This is a genomic window from Devosia sp. LC5 (assembly GCF_000735585.1).
GTDB lineage: Bacteria > Pseudomonadota > Alphaproteobacteria > Rhizobiales > Devosiaceae > Devosia.
The window spans coordinates 167873-186858 of the sequence record NZ_JNNO01000034.1; the positions used below are offsets into that span (position 1 = coordinate 167873).

The window sequence follows — 18986 nt, forward strand, 5'->3', positions numbered from 1 at the left end:
AGTCAGTCGGAGGGATATGGCCTTCGGCGAAGCGCTTCGGAGCGATCAGCGGAACCTTCGTCCTTGCCGGCCTTCACCATCGAGATGGGTCGCCAGAACTGCGCCACCTGTCCGCGGCACCGGGATCTCATTCACCCTCACGCGGCCCGGCTTATAGTTCATGGAAGGCAGGGTTGACCGGGACGGCGGAGACTACCGGGAGGTGAAAGACGCAGCATTGCCTTCAATCGCCCGCTGCCGAACATTGGCATGCGAGAAGGACTGTGGTTCCCGGCCTCCGGCCATCAGCGCAAGGGAACCCGCCAGCCGGGCAATGATCCCATCTGCGGCGGTCGACTCGATGGGCGATCATCCCCTTCCGGTCAAGACTGGTAACGACGAACGCTGTTGACTGGAACTGCGATCTCCTGTTCCGAGCGGAAGCTGGGATGTCTGAGCGCGTTTGCCGCCGTCGACAGAATTTTCCCTGACTTTTCCATGTCGGCAATCTGGTCGTAAAATCTAGGATTTGTGCGACAAGAGAAAAGCTGTTGCCTAATCTCGGCCGGTTGGAAGACCTTGGAAAGGCTCTACCGCTTCGCCAAGCTCCACCCACTCATGGGCACCTCGAAAAATTGCCCGGCCCGAGTTGCTGCGGTATGAACGGGGGGTGATCGGCTGCTTGGGCGTAACGATGGCACAGATGGGTTTCTTCGATCTTTCGGACCGCTATGCGAGCCTGGATGCCAAGAAGGACCCCTTGGTCGAGATTGACGCCGTTGTGCCTTGGGAGGAGTTCCGCCCGACGCTGGAGCGGGTTTGGCGCAAGCCAGATGCGGAGCGGAAGTCGCGCGCCGGGCGCAAGCCGATGGACGCCGTTCTGATGTTCAAGACACTGGTCCTGGGCGCGCTCTACAACCTGTCCGACGACCAGATCGAGTATCAGGTGCGCGACCGTTTGTCATTCATGCGGTTCCTCGGCCTAGGGCTTGAGGACCGGGTGCCCGATGCCAAGACGGTGTGGCTTTATCGCGAAGCGCTGGCGCAGGCGGACCTGGTGGAGGCGCTGTTCAAGCAGTTCGACGGCTATCTGGCGCGACGGGGTTACATCGCGCGGGGAGGGCAGATCCTGGATGCCTCCATCGTCCCGGTGCCGAAGAACCACAACACGCGCGAGGAAAACAAGGCGATCAAGAGCGGTGAGGTGCCCGAGGGCTGGTCCGACAAACCGGCCAAGCGGTCACAGAAGGACGTTGATGCTCGCTGGACCAAGAAGCACGGCAAATCCCACTATGGCTACAAGAACCATGTGAGCATCGACAGGAAGCACAAGCTGGTAAGACGTTACCATGTCAGCGATGCCGCCCTGCATGACAGCCAAGCGGTGGACCACCTGCTGACGCGGGGCAATACCGGCGCGGGGGTCTGGGCCGATCCGGCCTATCGGTCCGAGGAGATGGAAGCCAAGCTGCGCGGCATGAAGCTGAAGAGCCACATCCACCGCAAGGGCAAGCGCGGCAAGCCGCTGACCGAGCAGGCCAAAAGCAGCAACCGGACCAAATCCTCGGTGCGTGCCCGGGTCGAGCATGTCTTCGGCGCGCAGACCAACGACATGGGCGGCACGCTGGTGCGCACGATCGGCATGGTGCGGGCGAAGGCGAAGATCGGGATGAAGAACCTCGCTTACAACATGCGCCGCCTCGGCCAGCTGAGCCGCCTGAACCCGTGCCCGGGCTAACCCAGGGACGCGGAAATCAAGTCGTGCGGCACGAAACGCCGCGCGCGACAGGCAAAGCATCAAAGACCCCGTAGCGCACAAGGGCACTGACGGGTGGCATTACGCCCATTTCAAGCCGCCGAGCCCGCGACCCGCGACCGGAAAAGGTCAAAAATCGAGGTGCCCTCATGTTTCGATCGCTCGAATACTGACATGGTGGGTAGCGCGAACGCCGGGTCAGCAAAAGAACCTACCCCCACCCCTATCCAAGACGGCGATGCATCGGCCTTCCAATAGACGGTCGAACCGCAAGTGGGGCAAAAATACATGCGGACCTTGCGCCCGCTATCGCCAGTGCGAACAAATTCCGTCGCTGCTCCAGATATTTCGACACACTCAACCGAATAGAACGCATTGGCGCTGAACGGCGCACCAGTTCTTCGCTGGCAAGCGAAACAGTGACATAGCGCAGTCAATTGGGGTGACTCGCTAAACGTCAGTCTAAGAGCGCCGCAGGCGCATTTGGCGTCGACCATAGAAACTCCTTCCGCTTGCGCGGTGAGATTATATTGATGTTGGAGGGTGAAGCGCAGGCCCGAACCGCAATTCATTGCGAGGGGCTATGCGAAGGGGCTGAAACCTGATGCTATTTTCAGGTCTACCCCAGCATCAAGATAGATCGTGGGAATGTTGAAGTCTAGTGGGAGATAGGCTGTCGCAAAACTCCCCGATTAAAGCTACAGTTCTGCAACTGACTTCTGCGACAGATGATCCAGGATAACGGCCAACCTGCAAGGGCTGGTTTCAGAGCCATCGCTTCACGCCACGAACGGCCGAGATGAGGTGATTCCTGCCGATATCGCGCCGACGTCGGCACCGCAAGATAAACGGCCGGTTTTCTGACGCCAGCGGGATGCCGCTCGCCAGCGCAACCAAACCGCCAGAAAATTCGATGCCGAAATCAGCGCAAGTTCGACCCGCCCCAACCGGCTTTTCTCACGGTGTCCGGCAGCGTGCACCGACGGATCATTATTGGACGTCCGTCGCACCGATCGCGGTTTGCTTCTCACGAAGCGTGCGTCTGCCGTCTCTGTTCGTCTCACGCAAAATGGGCCGGAATCGCCCTCATTGCGCGTCCGGCCGATCATCATTGCCAGCCGCTACAGGTAGCAACAGCTGCCGGGATGTGGAGGTTAGCGCGAGAGGACGGCCGATCCGAGGGCGTTGAGATTGAGCATCGCGGCAATGCCGATGAACAGGCCGCCAGCGCCACCGAGCAGGTTGAGCGCGATGGTCGAGTCTATGGCGTTCTTCGTGACGCCGTAGACGAGCGCGTATCCGGCAATGGCGGCCGGTACGGCGAAGATGGCAAGCGCGACGAGCCGCAAAGCCGGGTTCTTGGCAAAACCGAGCACGGCGATGACCAGACCGACCGAAAGCAGGGCCGCACCGATGGCGGCGAAACCCGACATTAGGAAACCAGCGCCGGTTCCATAGACATACTGGAACGCGGTGAGACCCACCATGAAGGGCAAGGCATAGATGGCGAAGTTATAAGCGATGAAGCAAAGCGCGATCGACAAGGAGATGGCGAGCAGGATCAGGGTCATGGAAGCCTCCACAGCAAGGTTGTGGGTCACGACAGGCTGCCAGAGGATACGCTCCGCCTGCGACTATGCTACTTCGCCGGTTCTGCAAGGATGCTTTATCTGAGCCAGAATATGGCTCTCAGTCAAGTAGTGGCGGCTGAACCAGCCGCCGAGCGGCGGCGCTTACGCGCCGCCGTCGAACTTCATGACCGGGATGCCGAGCTTGCGGGCCTTGTCGCTGAGGTTCTCCTGAATCCCGGTTCCCGGGAAGACGAGAACGCCGACCGGCAGGACATCCAGCATGGCGTCGTTGCGCTTGAAGGGCGCGGACTTGGCGTGCTTCGTCCAGTCGGGCTTGAAGGCGACCTGCGGAACCTTGCGGTTGTCGGCCCATTTCGCCGCGATCAGCTCGGCTCCCTTCGGCGATCCGCCGTGCAGCAGCACCATATCGGGATGCTTGGCATGGACCTGATCGAGCCTGGCCCAGATCAGGTGATGATCGTTGAAGTCGAGACCGCCGGTGAAGGCGACCTTGGGGCCGGCGGGCAGCATCACCTCGGTTTCCGCCCGCCGTTTGGCGGCGAGGAAGTCCCGGCTGTCGATCATCGCCGAGGTCAGATTGCGATGGTTGACCATCGAGCCTGAGCGCGGCCGCCAGGCCGATCCGGTGTGGCGCTCGAACTGTTCGGCGGCGACATCGCGGAAGAGTTCCATGCTGTTGCGCCGCTCGATGAAGGTTTGACCCTCTGCCGTCAGGCGTTCCAGCTCGACCGATTTCACCTCGGAACCATCCTGTTCCCTTTGCCCGCGACGCTGGGCCTGCTCGTTATCGTCCAGATCGCGTTCGATCCGGGCGGTGGCGCGGTGGAAGAGATTGACGGTGGACCACAGCAGTTCGTCGAGGTCGGGTTCGAGGCGGGTATCACTGAGGGTGACGATCAGGGCGTCGAAGATGTCGGCGACGGCGCCAGCGACGGCATTGCCTTCGGGAAGCGGCCTTGGGTCGGGTTCATCCTCGAACGGACGGTAGCCGTATAGCTGGAGTTCGCTGAGGAGGTGATCGGTAGGGGATGAGGTGTGTGGCGGCTCGAAACCTGCGTCATCATATTCGGTCATCATGGTGTTCGCCCTTGTCGGATCGACCGCGCCCATCGCGGCCTTCGCAGGCGACGAATGCTGTCGGGCGGCCCGGACCTGCACCCGCAGCGAAGCGGAGGGCCAAGCCTCCAGCGCTGGATGGCGAAGACCGGCTATTTTGCCTCGCGATGCAAAGCGCCCAAAGGGCGCGGCGGAAAATAGCCGGGCGCAGCCATTGCCGGTCAGGGCCGTTTGACGGCTCGATCGCCCTCTCAGAAGGCCGAGGGCGGCGGCCCCTCCTGCACATCAGGACAACACCATCACCGCATATGGCAGGTTTGGGCTGCTGCGCGCCTCATTTCCGACGTGACCGATGCCGCCTCACGCCGCGAGAAACCGGCTGGCGTCTTCGGGAACGATCTGAACCCGCAAGGCCGCCCGGAGTGCATCAATGCCGAGTTGGCGCAGATCCTCATTGAAGTCCCCGAGCACCGGCGACAGGACAACCGCCTCGATCCCGACGCCTTTCGCCCGTTCGACCAGACTGTCTCGCGCACCATCCCCCGCCGGATCGCAATCGCGCACGATATAGAGCCGCCGCAGCGACGCAGGGAACAGGATGGCGGCGAGGTGCGCCGCCGAGAGCGCCGCCATCATCGGCATAGAGGGCAGACCCGAGCGGGCCGACAGCACGGTCTCGATCCCTTCACCGGCCGCCAGAACATCATCCGCCACACCGAAGCGGACGCCGTGCCCCAGGAGATGGCCCATCGCCCGCCTCGGCGTTTCGACAGGGGCTTTGCCGCTGCCATCGGGCAAGAGCCAGGTGCGATGCGCGCCGGTCTGGACGCCGCCAAGGTCGGTGACGGCTGCGATCATCGCGGGCCAGATTTCGGTGGGATCATGCCTCTCGGGCCGATAGTAGCAGCGCGGGTGGAAACGGAGGGCTCCGGTTTCGTGCAAAGCCGTAATCGCACGTTTGCGCAAATGCGTTTCCACGACTGTCCGCCCAATCGGCTGGGCCATGGCGAACAGACGCCGTGCTGCCTCCGGTGATCCTGTCGGCGCCGTCCTGGGCCGGGATCGGGGAACCGGATCAGGCTCCGGCCTTGGCAGGCTGAGGAAGGAACGGGCTTCCTCGGCGACGTCCTTGAAGTCGATGAGGCCGCAACTCTCGCGGATGACGTCGAGTAGGTCGCCATGTTCAGCCGTCGCCGCATCGGTCCATTTGCCCGCCGCGCCTTTGCCGGATTCCGGTCCCGTCAGGCGCACGAACATCGAGCGGCCAGGGCTGTTTTGCACATCACCAACCAGCCAGTAGCGGCCTTCACGATGGCCGTTCGACAGATAGCGCTTGCACACCGCCTCGGCCTGTCGGCCGAGACGATGTGCGAGTTCGGCGGCGTCATGGCGAGCCATCTATGCCGCCTCCCGTTCACCGATGCGCTGGACGGGATAGCGCTCCAGCACCTTGGCCAGGATGGCGGGGCCGGAAGCGTCGGTGGGGATGAACATCCTCAGCTTCCACGAGATGATCTCATGGAACAGCCCGTAGGCCGAAAGGCGGTCGCGCATGACGTCGGTGAAGCCGGACAGTTCGATACGGTTGGCGCCCATGACGCGGCTGCGCCGAAGCTGAAGCCCCTCGCTGAGGTCGAGGATGGTCTTGCCGTCCATCAGCGCCATGAAGGCGTCGTCCGGCGTCAGCGTCGAGGTGCCGGTGGCCATCGCGCCCGCGACCCAGGCGGGCGAAACGCGGCGACCGACGATGCGCTCGCCGTCGTCGGTCTGGAGCCGATAGACGCGCGTCGAGTCATTGGGCAGGCGTTTCCAGATCGGCAGCAACAGGCCGCTGACGACATGGAGGGTGCTGTCGACGAATTCCGGCACCTCGGCCACCTCGACATTCCAGGCCGATGCAAACGCAGCATCATCAGCCTCGACCCAATGGGTTTCGCCCATCATCTTGATGGGAACATTATGCGCCTCCATGGGCCGGATCAGGCGGATGCGCCGCTCGATCTCACCATCGTCCAGCATGACGCTGGTGGTCGGGATTTGAACGGCGGCGCGGCCTGAACGTTCATTGATGAGGAGCCTCGCCCGAGGATCGGCAAGCTGGTCGAGGGCCTCCGTGAGCATGATCGGACGGTTGCGCTGGCGCTGCGTGATGGTCAGCAACCGAGCTTCGGCGCCGGTGCCGGGATGGACGTGGATGGTCTGGCGGTCGGTGACGACGAACGATTCCGCCCGCAGCGTTTCCAACCCGACGTCGTAGCTGCCGGAAGTGATGGCGCCCTCGATCCTGGCGTTCAGCAATTGCTCGAAGGCGGTGAACAGCACGCCTTGTAGTTCAATGGTGAGCGCCAGCAGGCGGTTGAGGAAGGTGGTGATCGGCGGCAACTCGTCCTTGATGCCGGTGTCATCCATGAGTTTAAGGCCAGTCGCCTCCTCGAACATCTGGAGCGAGCAGCCCTCGACCTTGCCGCGTACCAGCAGGAGATAGAGCTGCCGAAGCGCGTCGCGCGCATAGTGGGATTCCAGATTGTCTTCGGGCCGAAACAGCCCCTGTCCGCCGGTTTGGCGCTGGCCGCGCGTGATCGCGCCCAGCGTGTCGAGACGGCGGGCGATGGTGGAGAGGAAGCGCTTTTCGGCCTTCACGTTCGTCGAGATCGGCCGGAACAGCGGCGGCTGCTTCTGGTTGGTGCGGTTGGTGCGGCCCAGCCCCTGAATGGCGGCGTCGGCCTTCCAGCCCGGTTCCAGCAGGTAGTGAACGCGCAGCCGCTGGTTCTTCGAGCCGAGATCGGCGTGATAGGAGCGCCCGGTGCCGCCCGCGTCCGAAAAGATCAGGATGCGTTTCTGATCGTCCATGAAGGCGGCGGTCTCCGTGAGATTGGCCGATCCGGCGCGGTTCTCGACGGCGAGACGATCAACGCCGCCGGGGCTGGTCATGGAGTCGGCACCCGACTTGCGGACGATGCGCCGCGAACGGCCCGTGACTTCCGCCACCATGTCCGTGCCGAAGCGCTGGATGATCTGGTCGAGCGCCCCCGGAACGGGAGGCAGGGAGGACAGCTTCTCGATCAGCCGGTCGCGGCGGGCGACGGCCTCACGGCTCTCGACCGGCTGGCCGTCGCGATAGACCGGGCGTGACGACAGATTGCCTTCCGAATCCGTGAAAGGCTCGTAGAGCTGCACCGGGAAGGAATGGGCGAGGTAGTCCAGCACATATTCCCTGGGGGTGATATCGACGCGGACGTCGTTCCACTCCTCAGCGGGAAGCTCCGCCAGGCGGCGTTCCATCAGCGCCTCGCCGGTGGAAACGATCTGGATCACGGCGGCATGACCGTCTTCCAGATCGCGGGTGATGGCGGCGATCAGCGTCGGCGTTTTCATGCTGGTGAGTAGATGACCGAAGAAGCGCTGCTTGGCCGACTCGAAGGCGGAACGCGCGGCGGCCTTGGCCTGCCGGTTCAGCGTGGCGGAGCCGCCATCGCCGCCGCCGGTGATGTTGGCGGCCAGCATGGCGGCGTCGAGATTGTTATGGATGACTGAAAACGCCCCGGCATAGGCATCATAGATGCGGGTCTGTTCCGGCGCGAGCTGGTGCTCGACCAGTTCGTATTCGACACCATCATAGGAGAGCGACCGCGCCGTATAGAGTCCGAGCGCCCGAAGATCGCGGGCCAGCACCTCCATCGCCGCAACGCCGCCCGCTTCGATGGCTTCGACGAATTCCGCGCGCGTCGAAAACGGGAAATCCTCGCCACCCCAGAGGCCGAGCCGCTGGGCGTAGGCGAGATTGTGAACCGTGGTCGCGCCTGTGGCCGAGACATAGACGATCCGGGCGTTCGGCAGGGCGTGCTGGAGCCGCAAGCCCGCGCGACCCTGCTGCGAGGCGGTGACATCGCCGCGTTCCCCTTTGCCGCCGGCGGCGTTCTGCATGGCATGGCTCTCGTCGAAAATGATCACTCCATCGAAGTCGGAGCCCAACCAATCGACGATCTGCTGCACGCGCGAAACCTTCTCGCCGCGCTCATCGGAACGCAGCGTGGAATAGGTGGTGAACAGGACGCCTTCCGGCAGCCGAATGTCCTTGCCCTGCGGGAAACGCGACAGCGGCGTGACCAGCAGCCGCTCCATGCCGAGCGCCGACCAGTCGCGCTGCGCGTCTTCGAGCAGCTTGTCGGATTTGGAGATCCAGACGGCCTTGCGGCGCCCTCTCATCCAGTTGTCGAGGATGATCCCGGCTGACTGGCGGCCTTTGCCAGCGCCGGTGCCGTCGCCAAGCATGAAGCCGCGGCGGAAGCGGACGGCGTTCGGTGCGTCGTCGGGCGCAGCCGAGACGACATCGAAGGTGTCGTCCAGCGTCCATGTTCCGGCAAGGAAGTCGGAATGAGCTTCGCCGGCATAGATGACGGTTTCCAGTTGGGCGTCGGACAACAGGCCGTCGGTGACGATGTTGGCGGGAAGCCTCGGCCGGTAGCTCGGCTTGGGCGGCGCGACCGAGGACATGGCCGCCGATTGCACCAGTTTGGTCGGATGGGCCGCAGAGCCGGGAATACGGATCGCCTGCAATCCGTATTCCTCATAGATTGCATCGGTGATCCGGCCGTCCTCGGCGGGCGTCCAGTCGATGGCGTCATAAGCGAGTTCGACGCCCTCAGGTTCAGTGACGGTGCGGACGGGGGAGGATGCGGCGGCGCGGGCGAGATAACCGCGAACGGTGCGCGGTGCGGCGGCTGGCGCCACCACAGGAACCGAGATCGCAGCATCGACCGGCAACCGTGCCGGGACATGCTCGCCGATCCAGTCGATCAGCGTGGCGACATCGGGCGCGATCCCCGGCGATGCCGGAAAGGCGGCCGGATCGTCGGCGGGCAGTTTGTCGATCACGGTCAGGCGGGTGTCGATGGTGGTGCCATGTTTGGCATAGACCGAGCCGTCGATGGACGCGGTGAACACCACGCGACCATGTTCCTGAAGCCGGATGAAGGCGTCGCGCCAGGCCGGCGTATCGGACGCGAAGCTCGACCCGGTGATCGTCACGAGCCGCCCGCCATCGGCCAGACGCGCCAGCGCCGAGGCGATATGGCGATAGGCGGCGTCAGCCATCCGGCCGGAGACGTTAGCCATCACCGAGAATGGCGGGTTCATCAGCACCACGGTCGGCACGGTGCCAGGCGCGAGGTGATCGTGAATCTGGGCCGCGTCGAAGCGGGTGACGGAAATGGCCGGAAAGAGGTGGGAAAGAAGATCCGCGCGGGTTTCCGCCAGTTCGTTCAGCACCAGCGATCCCCCGGCGATCTCGGCCAGGACGGCTAGCAGGCCGGTGCCGGCCGAGGGTTCCAGCACGCGATCGGCAGGGGTGATCGCTGCGGCGGTTGCGGCGATCAGTCCGAGCGGGATCGGCGTCGAGAACTGCTGAAAAGTCTGGCTCTCTTCCGAACGGCGGGTGTGGGTGGGGAGAAGTCCGGCGATCTTCGCCAGCAATGGCAGAGCTGCGGCCTGAGACCCGGCTTTGCGGAAAAGCGCCTTTCCGTATTTGCGCAGGAACAGCACGGTCGCCGCCTCGCAGGCTTCATAGGCGGTCTTCCAGTCCCAGGCGCCCGCGGCGTCGGACGCGCCAAAGGCGGTTTCCATCGCGCCGCGCAGGATAATGGCGTCGATGCGGCTGCCGCGTTCGAGATGGGGGAGGAGGAGAAGTGCCGCCTGGTGAACAGCAAAGGCCGTATCGACGGCAGGAACAATCGGTGCAGCCGGAAGGGTCGCGGCGGCGGAAGCATATGTCATGGGAGGAACCTCGAGGAGAGCGAAGCGGGATGAACCGGCTGGTGCTCTCTCTCGACCCCACCGGCTCAAACTCCTCCCGGCCCGCCTCTTCCTCTCAAGGCGCGGTCATGACGATGTCGCCACGGCGTTCAGCCGAAACGTCGGCCTGACGCCGTGAAAGTGTAGTCGTTCGCGGCGATGGTCTCGTCGACGACGGCATCCGAAGTCTGGTGTTCGTATTCACGTTCGAGTTGGCGATAGAGCCAGCGGGCCAGATCGCGGAGCGCGTCGATCACGGCCTCCTCGGCATCTTCGGTCATGTCCTGATAGGTCGGACTGTCGCGCTCCACCGAGATCGACATGCAGTATTCGTGGTAATAGTGACCGCGATGGCTGGCCTCGCCGTGAAGCTGGTAGAAATTTCGCCGCTGGATCGCCTGCAAGGCATCGGCGATGCTGTGCAACTCGCCATCCTGCGGCGCGTGCGACCTGATCTTGCGAGGCGCATTCTTCTCATAGGAATAGAAGGCTTCGAAGCAGGCGCCATCGCCCTGCGACCAGAAGCCTCGGAACCAGATGCTCGGCTTCTGGCGTGTCCCGCCGCCGTAAAGGCGAACCGGCCTGGTCTTGAGGCGAACGCCGAGGGTTTCGCAGATCGTCTCGAAATCCTCATAGACGAACTCGTGCCAGTCGACGTCGGTTGCGCTTTCGCAATACCATGCGCGGGCGCTGTCCTTTGCCGAGTCGGACAGCTCATTCAGGCGATAGACGGTCGTTTCGATGATCTCAGGCATCGGGATCACCTCCGTCGAGGATTTCGGCAAGCCAGCCATCGGTATAGGTCCAGGCGATTGTCTCGCCGGTGGCGAGGTCGATAGCGTGCGCACCTCCGCCGAAGGCGTTGACGCGCGCCTTCGAGCAGGTGTTGGCGTACTGGAAGCCCCAGCGGCCGGTTAGCCCGAATTCCTTTGCGCAGATTTTGACGAACTGGATCAGGCGCTCGGGATCGCCGGTCACGTCATCGCGCATCCAGAGCTGCGTGCCGCCATGCTCGGGCTGGATGGAGAGCAAGAAGCCGTCTGAGGGCGGGTCTTCCGACGCGCCTTCCTCGGACAGGGTGTTGTAGAGGTCGAGTGCGCGAGCGGCGTTGTCGGGCGTGCCGACATCGAGCAGGCACGAGAAATGGGTGAAGTAGTCGGCCATGGAGGGTTTCTCCAGAGAGCAGGAACGGGCCAAACCGGGGAGTGCTCTCTCGACCCCAACCGGCTCAAACCCGCCCAGGCCTTCCTCTTCCTCTCAAGGTGCTGCGGCCGCTGCCCCGGACCTCCCGAAACAAAAAGCCCGACACTCCTGCGGGGAGGCCGGGCCAGATTGAGGTGATTATGGGGGTGGTCAGGCGGCAATCCGGCCTTCAACGACATCGGCGCCGACCTCATCGGCGGTGACGTCCTCCAGACGGGCATTGCCGTGTCTGTTCCTGGCCAGCCACAGCTCTGCGGCTTCGCGGCTTTCGGCCAGATACAGCAACTCGCTGTTCCCGCCAAAATCCTGAAGCACGCGCACCATGCCGATGGTCGGACGTTCCACGATCTCGAAGGTCAGATCGCTATCGACCGAATGGGCGCGCATGATGGTCACGAGGATGACGCCGCTGCTGGCGAAATTGCCCTCATGCAGGGTGATGGAAGCCGGTGAGGAATAGGTCGGACGCTCGCGGGCCGGTTCGGTTTTCACCAACCGGCCGACGCCGTTGCGGCGTTCCCAGGCGGCGAATTTCTTGGAAAACCGCGCCGGAGGCTTGGGCGTGCCATTGGTATAGCGGATCAGCGAACCGAGCGGCGCGGTGTCATGGACGATGTGTGCGGACATGGATTCAGTCTCCTGAAACGAGAAAGGCCCGGCGAATGCCGAACCTGGATGGAAGGGTGGGAAAAGGAGCGGGGCGACCGGAGCCGCCCCGCTAATGAGGTTTATTCGGCCGCAATCAGATGGGCCGCTTCGTCCTCGGGATGGTCGGTCTCGTCGTCGTCACCGGCGAGGAAGTCCGGCAGCGCCTCGATGTCGTCCTGTGCGTCAACATCTACCGGTGCCTGATCCTCCTCGAACAACCGCAACGGCTCGGGCAGCCAGCCGGTATCGGCCAGCAGGCGTTCGGCCTCCTTGGCCATGTCGCCCTTCTTCAGATGCTCGATGAGCGAGGCCGCCCGTTCGCCAGCGCCTTCACGCACGGCTTCGAGGATGCGGGGCTTGGTGACGCGGCCGAGATAGTTCTCGACCGTCGGCCGCCATCCGGCGCTTTCCACCATGTCGAGGCCCGTGGCGCGCGCCAGCCGGTCGGCCTGGGACAGGCGCTGATCAAGCCCGTGCTGTGAGAGGCCGCTGCCGCTGAACGGATTGGGCTTCTCGTAAAGCGCATTCACGCCATAGGCGACGCAATGGGCGAGCAACGCCATGCGGCTGGCGTCATCGAGCGCGGCGATCCAGTCCCAAAGCGCGTCGTCATCGGTCGGCAGGTCCGCCTTCCAGCCCTCATACCGCGTCTCGATCCCCTTGGCCGAAGGGCTGTCCTTCAGGTCCGTTCCTTGCGCCGAGAAGAAGTGGTGACGCACGGTGACTTCCAGGCATCCGCTCGGTGCGGAATAGTGGTACCGCTCCATCACCAGCCGGTGCAGCAACGCCGTCATGGCGACGTGAGGGTTGTTTGCCAGCGCATCGTGCAGCGCCAGCGTCCGGTGGGCCGTTAGTTCCGTGACCAGGCGTTCGGGCAGCGGCTTGATGACGTCATCTTCCTCCTCGGGTTCGGCAGGCTGGCCGCCGACGGTGATGACCGCGCGCTGCACGGCCGGGTCCGAGGACGCCGCAGGATCGGATTCCGTGCCTTCGGCCTCGTCCCCGTCGTCCATGGCCACGGTTGCCTCGTCCTCGGAACGGACATAGCCTCGATCAACCGACAGACGGCCTTCGCGGTCGATGTTGATGAACACCCCGGCGCGCGCGATCTCGGCCGGATCGTAGATCGCGGGACGATCCTCGAATGCGGCGAGCGCGGTTTCGATCTCGCCGACCCGCTCGTCCACCGCGTCGGGATATTCTTCGGCTTCGGCATATTCGGCTTCCAGCGCCTCATATTCCGTGGTCAGGGCGTCGAAACTCGCCTGTTCCTCATCGGTCAGCGGGATGGTCGTGCCGATCAGCCGGCGCAGGCCGTGTCCGTAGCCGTAGGGCGTCTCGACACGGGCATCGACCCACTTCCAGCCCTCGGCGGCGATGACCTCGGCCTCGGCCTTCAGTCTGTCGTCGGTGAGTTGGTCGAGCAGAGCGACATCCTGCAACCAGCCGCCATCGTCCGACTGGAACAGGTCGTTCAACACGATGCCGCCAGCGGTCTCATAGGCATCGACGCCAACGAACTGCGCCCGCTTGTCGGAAGCGCGCACCGTCGTCTCGGTCAGCATGCGCCGGATCTGATGCGGCTCTTTCGACCAGGAATCCTTGATTGCGTCCCAGACCTGTTCCTGACGGGCATGATCGGGATTGACGGTGAAGGCCATGAGCTGTTCCAGCGTCACGCCGTCTTCGGCATAAAGGTCGAGCAGCGAAGGCGCGACAGACGCCAGTCGCAGACGCTGCTTCACCACGTTCACCGGGACGAAGAAGGCCGCGGCGATGTCTTCCTCGGACATGCCCTTGAGGCGCATATCCTGGAACGCACGGTACTGATCGAGGGGATGGAGCGGCGCGCGCTGGATGTTCTCGGCCAGGCTATCGTCCTCGGCGAGGATGTCGGCGTCGGCTTCGCGCACGACACAGGGCACGAGCGCGGTCTTCGCCAGACGCTTGGCCTTCACCAGCAGTTCGAGCGCCCGGTAGCGGCGGCCACCGGCGGGAATCTCGAACATGCCCGTCTCATTGCCATCGGCATCGACGACGGGACGCACATTGAGGCCCTGAAGCAGGCCGCGACGGGCGATGTCCTGCGACAGTTCCTCGATCGACACACCGGCCTTGATGCGCCGCACGTTCGACTGGCTGAGGACCAGCTTGTTGAAGGGAATGTCGCGCGAGGACGACAGGGTGATTTTCTGAACAGCAGATGCCATCGGGGTAATCTCCGCGACGGGCGCCGAGAGCCTCTCTCTCGACCTCAAACCCGTCACGAAAAAACCCACACTCCTCTCACTCTCTTTCGGTCGGACGATCGGAGAGCCGTGGATACGGAAATGCGGAAACCCGACTTCAAACGCCGCACATGCCTTCGCATTCATTCGGCCACAGATCGAGCTGGCCGCGATCGGCATCCGTCGTCAGATCGGCCTCGCCGAGCGGGACGGCTGAGCGATGCAGATAGACTTCTCCGCGAACGCCCCGGAACCCGGTGCGGATTGTTCGGTCGAGATCGACCGCATCGGCCCAAGCTTCGGGGTCGGTGTCGCGGATATGCCGCCACGCTGCATCGGAATGAAAGGGACAGCCGATGCAGGCGCTTTTCGGAGGCAGTGGATAGTCGTGCCGTTCGAGCCAGCGCAGGCAGTCGCGGCGGGTCATGCGCCGCTCGATCAGCGGCCAGCGATTGACCTGCCAGGCCTCAAACGAGGGCCTCATGCGAAGAGCCTCATCGAGCGAGATGCCGATCCACTGTTCCACAATCGGGGTTTTGGGCGAGCGTCGACGGGTGAGACCGGCGAGTTCGCGCACCTTTCGCCGGATCGGCACGATCTTGTAATCGCCGGTACATTGACGCCGAATCATGCCGACGCCGACGCGCTCGGTGGGGAGGATGCGCGTGCCGACGACGATGGTTGCGCCGTCATCGTCTTCATCCAGCACGGGAATGGCCGTGCCTGCGGGCGTCACATTACGGGTGAAAGCCGGGATCGAAGCCCAGCGATTGCCCTGCGCACCGGCAACCAGGTCGGCGCGGATGTCGCCGCCGGACACGATATCGACCGGGAACGGCAGCACGTTGGGCGACATGAGCCAGGACAGGTGCTCGTAGACAGCCTTCGGTTCCCAGCCCGTATCGGCGAAAATCGCGCAATCGGGCATGGGACCGATCTCACCCCGCGCGGCCATCAAGGCGAGGGTCGTGGACTGAACGCCGGCGCCAAGACTGAGGACGCGTAGACGAATGGGATTGCTCTCCGTCGCTGGGGACGGAGAGCGGGCTGCGGAAAGTGCGCTCATCATGCGGCCTCCCGCTCATCGTCAAAGTCGACCGAGGGCTCTGCCTGATCCCGATCGGGCAGGAAGCCGAGGATATAGTCGGCGGCCTTGCTTGCCTGACTGGCGGCGCGGACGATGACGCGGTTGTCCTCGCGAAGGCAGGTCAACCAACTGCCAATGTAGTCGGCGTGGCGCACGGTCGGCACGATGCCCATCGATGCGCAGCAGAAGGCAGAAATGAGTTCGGCCGTGATTTCTTCGACCGAATAGAACTTCGAGCCAAAGGAGCCGGACAGATTCCTGTTCAACCGATGGGGTGCCCCGCTGGCATGACCGATTTCGTGTAGTGCCGTGCGATGCCAGTTAATCGGCTCGAAATAGGCCTGTGGGGGCGGCACCATCACATAGTCAGCGGCGGGGACGTAGAAGGCGCGATCGCCGCCGATGCGGAAATCGATGCCGGTGGCCTTGATCAGCGCCTCGACCTTCGGCTCGATCAGGCCGGGCGGCAGTGGCGGGGCTGCGATGCCAATATCCTCGGGCAGACCTTCGCATTGCGCCGCGTTGAACACGGTGAAGCGTTTGAGGAACGGGATCGCGTGGGCATCGTCGCCGGTCTCGCGGGCGCGCTTCTTCTCGTCTTCCGGAATGAAGCGGTCGGCATAGACGACGGTGGTGCCATGTTCGCCCTTGCGGACATTGCCGCCGAGCGACAGGGCCTGGCGAAACGTCAGCCAGCTCTGGCCGGGGAAGCCATGCTGGATCACCGCGCCCCAAAGGATTAGCACATTGATGCCGGAATAGCCGCGCCCCGTGGCGGCGTTCTTGGGCATGGCTAGCGGCGCCTTGGCCGCCGCCGTTCCCCAGGGCTGGACCCAGGGCACGCGCCCTTGCTCCAGTTCGCCGATGATCTTGTTGGTGATATCGTCGTAAAGGCTGGTGCGAACTGCGCCGGCACGGGCGCTGCGATCATATCTGGCCATCGGGATTGCTCCGCGACGGGCGCCGGAAGCCTCTCTCCCGACCCTCAACCCGTCACGGTCAAACCGGCCAAACTCTTACTCTCAGGGGGCGTTGCGGGGTCTCCCCGCAGAAGGGGTCGGCCGAGACCACGACTCGACCGCAGGGGAAGGCTTTCCCCCCAAATCCTTGCATGTCTCGGAGCGTTTATGGGACGACGGTTCACGCTCCTTTGGCATCAAGCCATGCGCGAAGATGCTCGACGCGCCAGGCTAAAAGCGTTCTCGTGTCCTTATCCCAACGCCGAAGCAGGCCCGTCACAACCGCGTCCTCGGGTGTCCATTGGACGCCTCGCCGGGTCACCTCGATATAGCGGGTGTTCCAGACCAGCGATCCGCTGAAGCCGCCGGCTTCCTCGAACTTCATCTCTTCTGCGGCCTCGGGTGAGGTTTGGCTGGTCAGTTCGATATTCTCCGGTTCCCAGAAGAGCTCGAAGATCTGGTCGTCTCCACTATTCTCCTTTTCCTGGGTGGCGTAGCCGCTCCCGTTCGTCTGATGCAGTCCGAAGGCGTAACGGGCATTCTCGCCTGAGAAGCCACGGAAAAAGAGAAGCTCCGCCCGATCGGCCGGAGCGTGGCGCGGACCAAAGCGCTGATAAGGTATAGGTTGGGCCTGATGGATACAGGCTTCCCACGCCGGGTCGCTGATTGATGCGAACGCCGCGTCGACGGGATGACTCTCCATCGTCCACGGCCCCGGATGCTCGAAGACGTCGTCGCAGCCATGGAAGCGGTAGTGCATGGGCTGCACCACGGCGACATGCTCGCAGGTCAGCAGGACGCGGCGGGCCTCACGGGATACGTAGGAGCCCGTGCCGACCAGGCGCACATCCCGCTCGGTTTCCGTACCGAGCGGCGTCACGAATTGCCGGGTATGCGCGAGCATCTCATCCGTAACCTTGTCGCAGGTCGCCTTCCATTGTTGCAGCGTCATCGTTGGCCGTCTCCCTCCGCTCTTGCTGGTTCGCGAGGGCAGCCCGAACCGCCTTAACCCCCATGGACACTTTACATTGAAAACTGTCAGAAATCCGCTTATATTTCTGACAGGAGATCTGCTGTGCAACATTTGACCGAACATATCCTTGCGCATGCTGAGCGGCTTTCGGAGGGAACGCCGCTGGCGGCGAAGAGCCTGCTCCATCTCGGCAGCCGTGCCGGGGTGGACCAGGCCTTGTCGCGCCTTGCAGAGCGCGGGCAACTGATCCGGGCTGGACGCGGCGTGTATCTGCGCCCGGTCACGAGTCGGTTCGGCACGCGCGCGCCCTCGGTGGAACAGGCCGTCGAGGCGCTGGCGGCGCAGCGCGGGGAAGTCATCGTATCGAACGGCGCGGCCGCCGCGAACGCGCTCGGGTTGACGACGCAGGTGCCGGTGCGCTCCGTCTATCTGACGTCCGGACGCAGCCGCACGATGACCTTGGGCAGACAGTCGGTGGAGTTGCGGCACGCGCCGCGCTGGCAGCTCGCGTTGGCCGACCGCCCGGCCGGACAGGCGGTTCGCGCCCTGGCCTGGCTCGGTCCCGAGAAGGCGGAAGCGGCACTCCAGGCCCTGAAGCGAAAACTGCCGCCGACCGCGTTCGGCGAATTGGTGGCGGCCGCGCCGCAATTCCCGACCTGGCTTGCCCGAAGCGTCAGCAAGGCGGCCCATGGTTGAATCCTTCCTCTCGCTGTCGGCGGGCGACCGCCGTGACGCCTTGGGCGTAGCCGCCGACCGCTCCGGGCGGCCGGTTCACTTGCTCGAAAAGGATGTGTGGGTCGTCTGGGCTCTTGCGACGGTTTTCGGTTCGCCTCTTGGCGAGCATCTCGTCTTCAAGGGCGGGACGTCGTTGTCCAAGGCTTATGGCGTCATCCGACGCTTCTCCGAGGATATCGACTTGACCTATGACATTCGGGCGATCGCGCCCGATCTGGTCGGAGACGACGGCGAAGCGCTGCCAACGACGCGGAGTGAGGAGAAGCGCTGGTCGAAGGCGGTGCGTCACCGGCTGCCGGAATGGGTCAAGGGAGCGGTTCAGCCGCTGATCGTCGGAGCGATCGGCGCACAGGGTGTTTCGGCGACGACGCGGATCGAGGATGAGAAGCTCTTCATCGACTATGAGGCGATTTCTGCCGGCTCAGGCTATGTCGCCCCCAGCGTCATGCTGGAATTCGGCGCCCGTTCGACCGGCGAGCCGGCCAGCACGCGTGACGTGGTCTGCGATGCGGCGAGCCTGGTCGAGGGCGTGACGTTCCCGACGGCATCTCCGCGCGTGATGCACGCCGAGCGGACCTTTTGGGAAAAGGCGACCGCGATGCACGTCTTTTGCTTGCAGGAGCGACTTCGCGGAGAGCGCTTCGCTCGCCATTGGCACGACGTGGTTCGCCTGGATGACGCAGGGATATCCGTCGCTGCTGCGGCCGATCGAGACCTCGCCCGCGCGGTTGCGCGGCACAAGAGCATGTTCTTCGCGGAGAAGGTGGTGGACGGCGAGCTTGTCGATTATGAAGCCGCCGTCACGGGAAAGTTGCAGCTCGTGCCGAGCGGTGAAGCCCGCGTAGCGCTGGCTGCGGACTATGGGCAGATGGTCGAAGACGGACTGCTGCTTGAAGACGCCGAGCCTTTTGAGGTGCTGATCGAGCGATGCGCAGACATTGCCGAACAAGTGAACCGCGCGGCGGGGTAGTGAAAGCTGG

The 18986-nt window shown here is 63.9% G+C and carries 15 protein-coding genes; 3 read left to right on the top strand and 12 right to left on the bottom strand.

The window, feature by feature from the left end; translation table 11 throughout:
- Nucleotides 1-673: 673 nt before the first annotated feature.
- Nucleotides 674-1717, top strand: coding sequence for an IS5 family transposase (locus FF80_RS15455; protein WP_035102182.1), 1044 nt, complete (start codon nt 674-676; stop codon nt 1715-1717).
- Between the two features lie 110 nt (nt 1718-1827).
- Here FF80_RS15455 and FF80_RS21450 read toward each other — a convergent pair whose 3' ends face one another.
- From FF80_RS21450 to FF80_RS15510, 12 genes are all read right to left on the bottom strand, one after another.
- Nucleotides 1828-2232, bottom strand: coding sequence for a GFA family protein (locus tag FF80_RS21450; protein WP_081917476.1), 405 nt, complete (start codon nt 2230-2232; stop codon nt 1828-1830).
- Between the two features lie 657 nt (nt 2233-2889).
- The gene (locus tag FF80_RS15460) at nt 2890-3306 is read right to left on the bottom strand and encodes a hypothetical protein (protein WP_035102184.1); all 417 of its coding nucleotides are present in this window, start codon (nt 3304-3306) and stop codon (nt 2890-2892) included.
- A gap of 162 nt (nt 3307-3468) precedes the next feature.
- Nucleotides 3469-4404 (bottom strand): DUF2493 domain-containing protein, encoded by a 936-nt coding sequence (locus FF80_RS15465; protein WP_035102186.1) that lies wholly within the window; start codon nt 4402-4404, stop codon nt 3469-3471.
- Between the two features lie 339 nt (nt 4405-4743).
- A complete protein-coding gene (locus FF80_RS15470) occupies nt 4744-5781 on the bottom strand; it encodes a toprim domain-containing protein (RefSeq protein WP_035102187.1) in 1038 nt (345 codons plus the stop codon).
- Nucleotides 5782-10155, bottom strand: a complete 4374-nt coding sequence (locus FF80_RS15475; RefSeq protein WP_035102190.1) for a strawberry notch family protein — start codon at nt 10153-10155, stop codon at nt 5782-5784.
- A 128-nt stretch (nt 10156-10283) separates the two neighbouring features.
- Complete coding sequence (locus tag FF80_RS15480) at nt 10284-10928, bottom strand: antitoxin (protein ID WP_035102192.1); 645 nt, start codon at nt 10926-10928, stop codon at nt 10284-10286.
- Nucleotides 10921-11337 (bottom strand): hypothetical protein, encoded by a 417-nt coding sequence (locus FF80_RS15485; RefSeq protein ID WP_035102194.1) that lies wholly within the window; start codon nt 11335-11337, stop codon nt 10921-10923. Before FF80_RS15485 ends, FF80_RS15480 begins: the two co-directional genes overlap by 8 nt.
- Nucleotides 11338-11526: 189 nt before the next feature.
- On the bottom strand, nt 11527-12003 hold the full coding sequence (locus FF80_RS15490) for a hypothetical protein (protein ID WP_035102196.1): 477 nt from the start codon (nt 12001-12003) through the stop codon (nt 11527-11529).
- Nucleotides 12004-12104: 101 nt separating this feature from the next.
- A complete protein-coding gene (locus tag FF80_RS15495; protein WP_035102199.1) occupies nt 12105-14234 on the bottom strand; it encodes a ParB/RepB/Spo0J family partition protein in 2130 nt (709 codons plus the stop codon).
- Nucleotides 14235-14370: 136 nt separating this feature from the next.
- The gene (locus FF80_RS15500; RefSeq protein ID WP_152558398.1) at nt 14371-15318 is read right to left on the bottom strand and encodes a hypothetical protein; all 948 of its coding nucleotides are present in this window, start codon (nt 15316-15318) and stop codon (nt 14371-14373) included.
- Nucleotides 15318-16280: a zincin-like metallopeptidase domain-containing protein gene (locus FF80_RS15505; protein WP_035102202.1), complete on the bottom strand. Its 963-nt coding sequence runs from the start codon at nt 16278-16280 to the stop codon at nt 15318-15320. Before FF80_RS15505 ends, FF80_RS15500 begins: the two co-directional genes overlap by 1 nt.
- A 199-nt stretch (nt 16281-16479) precedes the next feature.
- Nucleotides 16480-17250 carry a hypothetical protein gene (locus tag FF80_RS15510; RefSeq protein ID WP_035102203.1) on the bottom strand — a complete coding sequence of 257 codons (771 nt, stop codon included), beginning with the start codon at nt 17248-17250 and terminating at the stop codon, nt 16480-16482.
- A 123-nt stretch (nt 17251-17373) separates the two neighbouring features.
- Here FF80_RS15510 and FF80_RS15515 point away from each other — a divergent pair, with 123 nt between their 5' ends.
- Nucleotides 17374-17967, top strand: coding sequence for a DUF6088 family protein (locus FF80_RS15515; protein WP_035102204.1), 594 nt, complete (start codon nt 17374-17376; stop codon nt 17965-17967).
- Nucleotides 17960-18976 (top strand): nucleotidyl transferase AbiEii/AbiGii toxin family protein, encoded by a 1017-nt coding sequence (locus FF80_RS15520; protein WP_035102205.1) that lies wholly within the window; start codon nt 17960-17962, stop codon nt 18974-18976. The genes FF80_RS15515 and FF80_RS15520 overlap by 8 nt, the downstream gene beginning before the upstream one ends.
- Nucleotides 18977-18986: the final 10 nt, after the last annotated feature.